Genomic DNA, 12,158 nt, shown 5'->3' on the forward strand with positions numbered 1-12,158 from the left:
ATTCGCCGTTATGCCGGTAAGGGCAGCTGAATACATAGCGCAGTACCGAAAGAGCTAATTGGAGTGTGAGGCATCATGTTGCGAATTAAGAGAGGACATCGCCGACCGCTAGCTCTAGGGATCTTGGCTTCTGTAATCACGGTTACTGCTTGGTTGGCAATCAATGCGTTGCAGGCGGCGGACGAGGAGTGGGGAGGGCTCCATCGGCAGACCCAAGTCAAGAACAGCGCTATCGTGCGTGCCCATTCGGCGCTGGACAACAGTGGAAGAAGGTTAGTCGAAGGCGACGCAGTGCAAGAAGAGAGTGCGATCGCCCAGGAACAGTTGGCGCGGGCAATGTCGAGTCTATTTCAGGCATACAGCGAACTCGGTGCATTGTCGCGCGAGGAATATGAATACTTGGCAGAGTTGCGCGTCGCGGGGGCCGCTTATCGATCAGCTGCAATGCGTGCGATGGCTCAGGGAGGCAGCGGCGAAGCTGCTGAGGTGCGATCCCTGCTGATTCGTAGCGCGATGGATGCCAGTTATCCGTTTGCAGAGTCACTACACAAGCTTCATGAGGCCAGCACTGCTGCCATGCAGAGGATTGACTCCTCTGTGGCGCAACGAAGCCGGCAGGCTCGAGTTATCGTCGGAGGTACGATCACTGCAGCTCTGCTCCTTTTGCTGCTTTCGACCGCAAGAATTTGGCGGTCCCCATTGCTGTAAGCAAGGGAGCTTCACTGGGTCCGTAGTTTAATCAATATCGCCCGTTATCACCTAGCGTTTATTGCTCAAAGTAGGAAACGCAATGTTCTCTGGTGCCGAAATCAAACTCGATTCAACAGATACCTCACCTTTGTATATGCAGATCGCTCGCAAGTTGAATGAGGACATAGGAGTGGGGCGGTATCAGGTCAAGCAGGCGCTTCCATCAGAGCGCATACTTTCAGAGCAATTCAACGTATCCCGTGTGACGATACGCAAGGCAGTTGAAGAGCTAGTTAAGCTTGGGGTGGTTGTGTGCATTCAGGGCTCGGGCACTTTCATCACGCGACAACTTAAGCGGCCCTTGTCCAAGCTGTCGAGCTTCACGGAGCAGATGCGGTTGCGTGGGTACGATTCAAGTTCACGGTGGCTAAAACGCGCCATCGTCACTTCTTGTCCTAAAGAGCAAATGAGTCTTGGCTTATCGCCTAACGACAAAGTAGTGCGCCTGGAACGCCTGCGATTGGCTAATAGCAAGGTCATAGCCTATGACCTTAGCATACTGCCCCTGAGCGCTGTGCCGAACCCCAATGTGATCGGGGACTCGCTGTATCAATATCTTGAATCCGTCGGTAATGCGCCAGCTCGCGCCCTGCAGCACATCCGGGCCACGAACGCCCCGGAGGATGTATCCGAGTACTTAGGATTGGCGGCAGGCCAAGCGGTTCTACTTATTACCCGAATCGGCTATTTCAATTCAGGCAAGGCCCTAGAGCTGACACATTCCTATTTCCGGAGCGACTATTATGATTTTGTCGTCGAAATGCGACGTTAGGCGGGATTGGCCAGCTATTTTGCATGGCCCGTAAAGGATAAATTTGAGTCATCACCCTTAAAGTGACATGGATAATTACTGAGTGCGAATGGTTTCTATTTGTGTTTTTGCATTACCTAGGTATGAAATTTCGCCGATCGATCACCTGCGAAAGCCATGTACTTTCGGTTTCGGTAGTATTTTAAAAAGCTCCGTCCAGGCTAATTGCTTAAATTATAACTAGCGAAGTACGAGCAAAAAAACCGGTGCGCAAATGCACACCGGTAGACCGAAAACAATTGGAGTGGTTCAGTCTGACCTAAGGTGGGATGCTCGTGCTGCCAATTTTGTTGGATTTGCGGCCATTGCTGATAGAGGGAGAAGGTGCGTACGTGTAATCAATAGAGGAGAGTTTGCAAAATAGGATTGGATATTGTCTTCTCAGAATTTACAATCTCTCTTCTGGTGATAGGGTGAATGTACCTAAATTCACAGGTTCTGAGGTACTGAAAGTGGCGGTGTCGCCAAATATAGATTCTGTTGTTTTGGATTTTTTTTCGTGGTAGCGTTGTAATGACGGTTAACTGCTGGTGGTATACTCACTAACTTAGTTTATGCAAGTATGGCAGCGTGAATCATAAGTTTTGAGGGTCATTGAACAGACAGGTCATTACAATGTCAAATCCACGTCGTGTAGTAATTGTCGCGTTTCCACCAGTCCAGATGCTCGATGTCGCTGGGCCGCTTGATGCATTGGCAGCAGCGAATTCCGCGCTTATGGAATCGGGCAAACCTGCAGCTTACCAGGTCTTACTGGCTGCACCCAATGGCGGAGTTGTGGAGACCACTTCTGGCATATCTATAAACGCCACAGTTGATCTTTTTGAGCCAAGTTTAGCGGCCGATATCCTAATTGTCGCGGGCGGACCCGGTGCCCGCGCGATGATCAATTCCCCAAAACTTGTCAGTGCTATGCAGGCCCTTTGTCAGAGATCGAGACATGTAGCGTCAGTCTGCACAGGCGCGTTTGCGCTAGCGTCAACGGGTGTGCTAAACAAGTCCCGTGCTACGACACATTGGGCTCATTTTGACGAGTTCGCGGAAGCGTTTCCTGAGATCGACGTTGAGCGTGACGCTTTATATTTGAGCGAAGGGAAGTACCACACTGCAGCTGGTGTATCGGCTGGGATTGATTACACGCTGGCCCTCATTCAGCACGATTTAGGCAGGCAAATGGCGTTGAGGACCGCACGTGATTTGGTTGTCTTCCTAAAACGACCAGGTGGGCAAAGTCAATTTAGTGCTCACCTTGCGGCAGAGGTCCGGGCCGAGGACCCCGATAAGTTCGGGGAGCTGAGCAGATGGATGGAAGCAAACATTGCGGATGACATCTCGGTAAGCATCATGGCAGACCGAATGGCGATGAGCCCGCGTAACTTTGCGCGTAGATTTAAACAGGCGATGAATGTCACTCCCACGGCACATTTGCAAATGTTGCGGGTCGATGCAGCCAGGCGGCTGCTCAGTGAAAGTACCTTGTCTATCGCTAGAATTGCGAAACGATGTGGTTTCGCGTCCGCAGCCGCGATGCGTTCAGAATTCTTATCGCATGTTCACGTAACACCAGAGGACTTCCGTGCTCGCTTCCAGACCGCCGGCAGAAAATTTGTCGACGTAAGTAACAATCCGGGACTTGCTAACGAAGCGCTTGAAGAAGAGTTGATGTGACCATTAAATTTGAGTCACGAATCGCTGCTGGGCTTGCGTACTGAACCCGAGAGGAAAGCCAAATTTCTGCTCAGTCATATTTGCCGCGAGGATCAGGTTTGCTCTAGCAAACGCGGCCACCTATTTGGGCGGTACCCAAATAGGCATCTCGTGCATATAACATGGAACTCGTGTTGCTGTCGTGATGACCACTTGGCGAGCAAACCTATTGCTCCTGTGATCAAAGCGCCTGTAGCGCTCAGAAGTCAACGCTCCCCCGTAGATAGAGCGCGCGTCCTCCCGGATCGGTAAAACGCGGGTCGTAGCCTTGCTGGAATGTCGAACCCTGGTTGGTAAACGGCGGATCCCTGTCGAATAGGTTTTTGATGCCGGCTGTCAGCGTTAGGCTTTTAGAGGCGGCATAAGTTCCAGACAAGTTCCACAGCTGGTAGGACGATACTCGGTTGAACAATATTGGATCGACTTGGTTCTGATCCACATACCCTGTTCGGAAGTTCTGTGACAACGTAGCGCTCCACGTCGTACTCCGCCAGGTCAGCGATAGATTATGCTTCCAGCGAAATATAGGGAATAGGTCCGCGTAACGTCCCACGTTTTGGATGTAGTCGCCGTCGCGCTCGTTCTGGTACTCGTACTTGTGCACCCAAGTGCCATCGATCTTCAACGAGAAGTCGCCGTAATCCATGTGGCGGGTGGTCCCGGTCAAGCTTAAGTCAACGCCATTGGTACGGACCTTGCCCAAGTTTTCGTACAAGTCCAAGACAGCGAAAGGCGATCCATCTGGATTACGCAGGAAGCGCGCTCTGTATCGCTCGAAGTTTCCAAAGAGGGTCAGTTCGGGCACATTACCTATCTTGTCCTTCAGGCTAATAGCCCAGTAGTCGATGGCTACTGTCAAATTGCTCGCAGGTTCGATTACTGCGCCTACCGAGAAGGTCTTCGATTTTTCTGGCGTTAAGTCAGGATTTCCGCCCTGTAGCTTAAACTGCTGAAGGCCGCAATCGCGCAACGGATTAGCCCCTGGCTGCGGGACACCACTGGGGCACAAGATTGGATCATTAAGGGAATTGTTAGTTTCGTTCCTTGATTGCGGCGCATTCCTCTCGAAGAGTGTCGGCGCGCGAAAACCGGTGCTGGCGGAGCCGCGTAGCATGATCCGCGGAGACGGCTGCCAGCGTACTCCGACTTTCGGATTGGCTGTCCTGCCCACGTCGTCGTAATCGTCATAGCGCATGGCAGCTTGGACATCGACCTTCTTCATGACGGGGATACTCAACTCGCCGAAGACCGCCTTGATATTGCGCGAACCATTCTTGGAAAGGGAGCCGGACAGGCCGGAGCTACCCGCCTGACCTGCAATATCGCGATTGACGTTGAAGTCGGACTTTTCGTGGCGGATCTCAGCTCCCAACGCCATCGCGAGCGGGCCGCCTGACAGACGTATCAATTCTCGGCTAGCCTTCAGGTCGAAGGCAGTAGTGGTGGCCTTCGCATCCTGTACCTTGCCGCGTAGGGCCACACTCTCTAAATAGGCCTTGCCGGCGGAGTTCTGCAAACCGAATGGATTGAGGATGCCGTTTAGCACACCAGCCGCGAATCCCGAGTCCTGAACATAACCGCCAGCGAACACTTCTTCAGACTTGTTGATTGAGTGACTGAGGCCGCCTTTGTAATCCCAACCCGCAACCAGGCCCTCTAATGCGGCGACGAGACGATCGCCCTCTCCCTCGGAGTTGATTTGACGCTGACCGGCTTCAAGCGGACGCCAGCTTACATTTAGCGGCTCCCCGGATAGATTCGGCTGGGCAGGTACACCACCTGAATTGCCAGGATAGTAGGGACTCGTTTTGGGCAGGAACAATGCAATCTGCGGCGGTGGCGCAGTATGCGAAATGACCTTATTACGCGAATGAAGATACTCAAGGCTGGCCGTGTGGTCGCCAAATTTCTTCGTCGCCCGGCCGAACAAGGCCAACTGCTCCTGTTCTGGCAAGTCGTCGATCTGGCGCGTGTAGTCCTGGCGACACGTGCCTCCACTGCCGATAGGCAGTGAGAATGGCGCGTTACAACCAGATGGATATCCTGGATTCCCAGTCGTTTTGGTGACTGGGTCAAAGTAGTTGCCTGGGAATGTTACGCCAGAAGTTCTGCTCAACCCGAGGTTGTTACGTACGCCGGTATTTGAAAATTCCCGCTGCTGCGAAGTTAGCGCGTCTTCGTTGTGGTAATCGAGCACGCCGAAGACACTCCAACCATCAGCATCAAGTTCCCCGATGCCGCTGATTATGTTGGCGCGCTTTTCCTTTCCGCCAGACTTCTTTGGAATCACCGATTCCGCCACGAGCGTAGTCCCTCTGACACTGCGGCGCGTGATGAAGTTGATGACACCGCCGATGGCGTCTGTACCATAAATCGCAGATGCGCCGTCGCGCAGCACTTCCACTCGCTCTAGTGCCGCGATTGGAATCAGATTCAGATCCACGCTGGCGCTGTCATACGGGTGGTTTGCGATGCGGCGACCGTTCAACAAAACTAGCGTCTTGTCGCCACCTAATCCACGCAGGTCAGCCACCGCTTGGCCTCCTGTGGGGAGGCTGCTAGCGTTGCCGCCGATGGTATTGCCGGCGCCCATGTTGGTTTGGTTGGAGGGGATCCGATCCAGGACTTCCCGTGCCGTGGTGAGGCCTTGCTTGGTGAATTCTTCCGCTTTAAAGACGGTGAGAGGCTGGGATGATTCGGAAACAAGCCTCTTGATCGAGGACCCAATGACTTCTACGCGGACCATGTCCTCTTCACCGGCCGTTACTTGAGCTACGGAAGGGCGCGCAACCAGAAGACTCCAGACGCAAAATACCCATACGCGAAAGTTCATCCACTGATTTCCTATTGAAGTGTGACTCGGCACCTTCGGGACATTAGCCGCTCGTCCGTGTAAGGTTAAATTAGTCTACTTGAACTTTAACGATTGGCAAGACAGTGTTGTAACTGCCTCACAAAAAGGAGTCCGGAGCTTCCGCCCCCGCCGTGTTGGGGGCGGAGGTGCTCAAGACGTATCGACCGCAGAACGAATAAAGGGCGTGACCTCGCCCAATTCAGCTAGGTTGTTCGTTGAATAGTGCTCTGAGGTTTAAGAAGACAGACGGCTGGCGGGCCTTGTAATCTGTCTTTCTCATTTAGAACGTCTCCCAATCGTCACCCAACTCCACAGCCTGCGGTGGGCGTCGGTTTGGCTTCGCGCTAGGCGCCGCAGTTTTCTGGGAAAGCGTAGGCTTCGTCGTCCAGATAAATACTGGCTCCTCAGATTTCGTGCTTTGCGGAGGCATCAAAGGTCTTGGAGACTTTGCCGGTATGTTTCTCGCGTCTTGTGGCATCTCGGTAGATTGCAAGCAAAATTCATCAATGATTTGGACGAGACTGCTCGCTTGCTCCTCGAGACTTTCAGTAGCTGCCGCGGCTTCCTCCACAAGTGCCGAATTTTGCAACGTCACACCATCTAACGCACAAATCGCCTCGTTTACCTGTTTGATTCCAGAGGCTTGCTCAGCACTTGCCATTGAGATCTCATCGACAATCTTTGCTAGTGTTGCCACTGAATTCACGACCTCATCCATAGTTCCTCTGGCATCTACCACAAGGCTCGCTCCGGACTCTGCATGCTCTACGGATTGATCTATCAGTACTTTGATTTCACCAGCAGCCACTGCACTGCGTTGCGCGAGGTTTCGAATTTCTGACGCGACAACGGCGAAGCCGCGCCCAGCTTCGCCGGCTCTTGCAGCTTCGACGGCGGCGTTCAGTGCCAAGATGTTCGTCTGGAATGAAATACTATCGATCACTGCAGTAATCTCTTTGACTCTTTGCGAAGAGTCATTTATCAGCCCCATCGTTTCCACGATGTTTGCTACGACTTTACCACTGTGAGTGGCTACCCTCGAAGCGTCAATCGCTACGGTACTGGCCTGTTGTGCTCTCTCTGCGTTTTGTGCAACCGTACCAGTCAGTTCTTCCATTGAGGCTGCGGTTTCTTCAATCGTGCCTGCTTGCTGTTCTGTACGCGTAGATAGGGCCTGGTTACCTTGGCTGATCTCTTTGCTTGCTGTGGCCACCACGGTCGCCGCTTCATGAACCCGGTCAAACGCCTGCTGAATTTTGCCAACAAAAAGGTTAAAGCTTTCTGCAATGACCGAGAGCTCGTCATTACCCACCTTAGGTAACCTTGCATTTAAATCCGCGCTGCCGTTTGCCAAGCCCTCCATGGCATGCGACAGGCTCTTTAGGGGGCGCAACAATCTTGAGAGCACGGACACCAGCACTATCGTTGCAATTAGTGCGCTGATAATCGAGGCCAATACTGCATTCGTAATCAAAGTTTTCACGGGTCTCATGGCAAGCGCACGAGGAAAACTCAACTCGATTGACCAAGGGGACACGTCGGCATGAATGTGTACAGGCTCGAGCAGATGTATCATTCCGTCGGCACTGGTGTATTCAAATTCCTTTCCAGCCCGAATAGCAGCAAGGCCCGCAGCAGGAATATCCTCTGCAGGTTTACCAACGAGTTCTTTATGTTGATTGCTCGCGTAGACTCCGCCATTAGACACCAGTGCTAGCGAGCCGTTCTCCATCGCTGGCAGCTCAGCCAACAGTTTGGACAATCCGCTCAACGGAAAGTCTGCGCTAGCAGTTGCTGCAAACTGTCCGTGTACCTGGACAGGCATCACCAATGACGCCATCGGCACTTGTTTGCCGTCTATCGCGTACTGAAATGGTTCCGTAAAGAGGACCTTCTTGTTCCGCTTCGGTGCGTTGTACCATTCGTTCTCTTCCGGCTTGTCTGAGAAGACAATCGGTTCAACCCGTACGTCCCCGTTGGCCTCCTTGACGAAATACGGCATATAACGCCCAGTAGAATCGTACTCTGGTCCTTTGTCGGCAAACTTAGCGTCGTTCCCGTCAAAGAGGTTCGGTTCAAACGCAATGGTCATCCCAACGAGGTGATCGCTACGCGCCATGAATTGCCGACTCATCGAAACTAGCTGCAATCGAGATAGGTTATTGTTCGATTCGATACTGCTTTCTACATTTCCTACAAGGGTGCTTAACGAAGCAAAATCAGACTGAATACGACTTCGAAGTGCCGTGCTGGCAACCTTTGCCGCCATGCGTGCTTGTTCCATTACGTCGGTTTCGACCATGGCTTTGCTTCGGACGCCGGTAACCGTAGCGGTAACACACAAGCCAATCACTGCGAGTACGGTCGCAGTACCACATATTTTTGCCGACAGCGACCATGAGGGGAGGTTAAGGATTCGCATGAATACTCCTAAAAAGCACGAGTGAGTGACAGGACTACGGTCCCTGCTCCCACATTGGAAACTAACGGGCTTCCTTCTTTGTCGAGCACAGAACTCATGTACTGTCTATAGGCATCGCTCATTCCGAAGCCATGAGTCCAAGCGATTGAAGTGCTCCAGCTAGGTGACCAGTTCCTCGTGAGTCCAATTTTTACATCGCTCCAATTCCAAATTTGATTCTTTGATCCTGCAACCTTTCCACTTCCGGCATGCAAATTAAGGACCCAACCTGGCGCAAGCTCTGGGTTGGCACCAAGGTCGACGTAGACAGTACCTCGAGCATCAGTAATGCCGAAAAAATCCTGCGTCACTGTGAAATAGGCCTTGGCGTAAAGAGTCTTCCATGTCGTACCCAGCATCAATTCTGTGTAGTCAAAACGCGTACCCGTTTCAGAGATGCGTGCGCCGGGATAGAGGTAATGGGTGAGGCCAGCGTTAAGGCCAAGGTCACCGACAGAACGTGCGTATGTAAGGTAGACATCGACTTCCGCTCGACCGCCTTCAATGAAGCGTCGATTAACATCTGACATCCATATCCCTAAGCTCCACCCGTCGGGATACGTCCAATCGAGTCCAATCTGTCGAGCGTCTCTCCCCCAAGTCTGGCGCACACCGCGGGAAACGTATTGGGATGTTTCTGCTATCGATCCACTAAAAACTGGCTCGGTGACAGATGTTGGCAATTCCTGAGCCCAGGCCATTGGCGTGGCTATCGCGCTGGCGACAATGAGTGTTCGTGTGAAGTGGTTCAAGGCAAAAGAGTATTAAGAAGTTAGGCGCGGTCGGTGGAGCATCTAAGAATTTCGCAGCAGAGGGAATTCGACCAGCTAGCGAGACTCCAAAGTAAGGGATCAGATTAGCATGAGAAATTCAAGGACTTCTGCCTATTTCTGCAGAATTGCTGCCATCGAAAATTGTTCATTAGGCGAGGCTGTCGTGCATCAGTCCGAGCGCGTCGCTCCTCCTTGTGTTCGACGCTCTTGGACAGACGTTGTAGTTTCAAACGTACGTTGTGCATTGCGTTCTCGATTCAAATTAACGACCGATGCGCCAGCACCAACAACGGTCACTAAAAGATCGTAGTACGTCACGCTTGATGCTCATCTCACAGTTCGGATTTGGCAGTTGATAGCAATGTTTGGCCGTCAGGCCTTTCAGCATGGGGCTAGAATTGATTTGCTTTTCCAACCTCCTTTGGCCAGTCGTTGCGGACTGGCTTTTTTTTCTCGCCTGTAAAGCGTGTGTCTCGTGGATTGAAGTCAGCTAGAAATAGCCATACCTGGGACAGCTATGCTGAGCTCGATGGCGGTTTGTGAAAGTTGTGCGGAAAGGCTTCTGTACTGATGCGCGTATAACAGGCTACCGTTTCGATTAGCGCTTAGAAGAATTCGAGGATGTTCTGCGTCCAATCATCATCACAGAATGCGCTGACGATATGCCACCGAAGATACACTAGGCACGGTAGCAGGCAAACTGGAGAATCCATGACGATGCCCCGCCAGCGGTGGCGTTCAGTAGCTTCTGGTCCATCACCTCCAAGCCGCAATTACGTAGCAGCGTGGTCATTGAAAGTGCGCTGTAGAAGTTGATGTGCTCATGCCAGTGCCGCTTCGCTTGCAGTGGATCCGGCCGGAGCATGACGTCCTCAAACGGAACCTCAATGTAAAGTAAGGTTTCGGGACCCATTGCGTGGATCAAATCCTTAACCAAGTCGACAGGGTAGGGCACGTGTTCTAGCACGTTGCTGCACACAACCAGGTCATACTCTTGTGAGAAAGCGGTGGCGCGACACACCTTTTGCGCGTGGGGAATCACGATGCCTTTGTTGCTGATGTCGTAGATATGCAGCAGCTTGTTGGAATGCTTAAACGGCGTATTGGCGCCCGTGTCTCCGCCCCAGTCCAGTACCCGAGGCGTGTGTGGCAAATGCGGTGCCAGAAATGCTTCAATGTCGGCGAGATAGGGTACACCGGTATTTAGCAGCAAATTGCGCTTTCGGTAGCCAGGCTCGTAGTGTTCACGAAGCGCCGTATAGGCTTCTTCGCGGTACTCATGATATAGCCTTGTCATTTCCTGTTCATCGAAGCGAATATCCAAAAAGAGGTGGGAGCAATCGCGGCATTGAATCGAATTGCAGATGGCGTAGCTCGTACCCGTCTTCAGGGTTCGCAGTCCCCACTCTGAGGTGATCTCTACCGGAGCCCAGTTAAATACACGATGCGCTATGAACGGCATTAGTACAGCGGGCGATTTATCCAGTGTTTGGCTTCCGCAGCAAACGCAGTGCGTAGCAACGCGCTCTTTATTCAATTGGCTATCCTTGGAGTTGATTTAAGATGAAAATTACTGGGCTGCAGCCAGCAAGGCACTCAGAGCGTCATACCGTAAGCGCCGTCAACCTAGGCCGTTGGAGAGGAACGAGTCGTTACCGACCTTGCTGTATTTAGGCTAACGATAAACTTCAGAACCGACGGGCATGCCCAGTGGAGTACCGACGTCGATTTCAGCTCGCATGCGAAAAGGTCAAACAGGTCATTTCGGCGTGGTTAATAACGGTCACTCGCCAAACGGTGCCGACTCGGCACGGGAGCGAAGTTGTAAAAATTTGACCATCAATGCGGCTCGGGTATTCGGCCATTTTTGAGCCTCATTTTCCATCAGTGATGAAAAATTCTTGCCCATATTGTGCCTAGGGTATCGAGCGATGACGGAGTAGATATCTTCACGCTTCATGTCGCGAGAACGGCTGCCTGCGACGTCGAATGCCGCGCCGGTTTGGAGTAGCCTCGCCTCATTGCTTGCGTCGCGAAGACCCGATGGCATGTTCATATGTAAGGCTATTGCATCGGCCACTTGGTCCGTTTTCGATGCGGACCATCCAGCTTGTAAGAGAAAGCGCTGCGCGGCATTTGCGCCTGAGACCGCAAAGCAGTGCTGAGAAGTGCAACTGCTATGCTCGGAGGTATGGCCCAAATCGTGCAGCATACTGGCCACAAACAAGATCTCGGGATCGTAAGCCAGCCCATCCACTTTAGAAAGTACGCTAGCCCATATGAAGCTGCGCCAGCAGTGATTCACCAGGAAATCTGGGCTCGCTACTCGGCAGAGCTCTTCAGCCTGTTTAGCGATCTGGGAGTCGGGAATTGAAAGCTGATCCCAGTCCAACACTGCGAGCTTTCGTCGTTGTGATGCTGTGAGGATCTGCGTCCAATCCTTTAGCTGATAACAGACGGCTTGGGTAAGGTAGCGAATTTTTTCATTCCGGCTTAGGTCGCCTTTTGTCCGATTTCCCCATGCTACGTTTCCGAATATTTCACTCATCTTTTGTTCCTCAATACTTGGGTTCGGTGAAGCACTAGCCTGAAATACGCGCGGCGCGATTGCCATGTACATGATTCCAGCCTGGGCGTTTCGCCCAGGAGCTTTGCTGCGGCTGCGGACCAGATCTGTTTCGCATCCGAAGCGGATCGTTCTCATGACACGCAGCAGTCCCTGCTCCAGAACGCAAAAAGACAAATTATTGGAGATCACGGGCTAACAAGAAGGCCAACTTTTCGTTAAACGCAGCCATAGTT

At 52.3% G+C, this 12,158-nt stretch carries 8 protein-coding genes; 3 read left to right on the forward strand and 5 right to left on the reverse strand.

What is annotated here, in order from left to right; translation table 11 throughout:
• Positions 1-123 precede the first annotated feature (123 nt).
• The 3 genes from AB4Z19_RS27805 to AB4Z19_RS27815 all read left to right on the forward strand — a co-directional run bounded on the left by AB4Z19_RS27805 (position 124) and on the right by AB4Z19_RS27815 (position 3,229).
• Positions 124-708 (forward strand): hypothetical protein, encoded by a 585-nt coding sequence (locus tag AB4Z19_RS27805; protein WP_442036767.1) that lies wholly within the window; start codon positions 124-126, stop codon positions 706-708.
• An 82-nt stretch (positions 709-790) separates the two neighbouring features.
• Positions 791-1,522, forward strand: coding sequence for a GntR family transcriptional regulator (locus AB4Z19_RS27810; RefSeq protein ID WP_442028223.1), 732 nt, complete (start codon positions 791-793; stop codon positions 1,520-1,522).
• 654 nt (positions 1,523-2,176) lie between these two features.
• Positions 2,177-3,229, forward strand: coding sequence for a GlxA family transcriptional regulator (locus AB4Z19_RS27815; RefSeq protein ID WP_442036769.1), 1,053 nt, complete (start codon positions 2,177-2,179; stop codon positions 3,227-3,229).
• A gap of 238 nt (positions 3,230-3,467) precedes the next feature.
• On the opposite strand, the gene AB4Z19_RS27820 is transcribed toward AB4Z19_RS27815, so the two are convergent.
• The 5 genes from AB4Z19_RS27820 to AB4Z19_RS27840 form a co-directional block, all read right to left on the reverse strand.
• The gene (locus AB4Z19_RS27820; protein WP_442036771.1) at positions 3,468-6,101 is read right to left on the reverse strand and encodes a TonB-dependent receptor; all 2,634 of its coding nucleotides are present in this window, start codon (positions 6,099-6,101) and stop codon (positions 3,468-3,470) included.
• A 301-nt stretch (positions 6,102-6,402) separates the two neighbouring features.
• Positions 6,403-8,544, reverse strand: a complete 2,142-nt coding sequence (locus AB4Z19_RS27825; RefSeq protein WP_442028216.1) for a methyl-accepting chemotaxis protein — start codon at positions 8,542-8,544, stop codon at positions 6,403-6,405.
• Positions 8,545-8,552: 8 nt separating this feature from the next.
• Positions 8,553-9,335 (reverse strand): TorF family putative porin, encoded by a 783-nt coding sequence (locus AB4Z19_RS27830; RefSeq protein ID WP_442036773.1) that lies wholly within the window; start codon positions 9,333-9,335, stop codon positions 8,553-8,555.
• Between the two features lie 700 nt (positions 9,336-10,035).
• On the reverse strand, positions 10,036-10,893 hold the full coding sequence (locus AB4Z19_RS27835) for a class I SAM-dependent methyltransferase (RefSeq protein ID WP_442027095.1): 858 nt from the start codon (positions 10,891-10,893) through the stop codon (positions 10,036-10,038).
• Positions 10,894-11,139: 246 nt separating this feature from the next.
• Positions 11,140-11,976 (reverse strand): HD domain-containing protein, encoded by an 837-nt coding sequence (locus AB4Z19_RS27840; RefSeq protein ID WP_442027096.1) that lies wholly within the window; start codon positions 11,974-11,976, stop codon positions 11,140-11,142.
• Positions 11,977-12,158: the final 182 nt, after the last annotated feature.

Source organism: Pseudoduganella sp. RAF19 (genome assembly GCF_052114165.1).
In the GTDB taxonomy this organism is placed as follows: domain Bacteria; phylum Pseudomonadota; class Gammaproteobacteria; order Burkholderiales; family Burkholderiaceae_D; genus Rugamonas.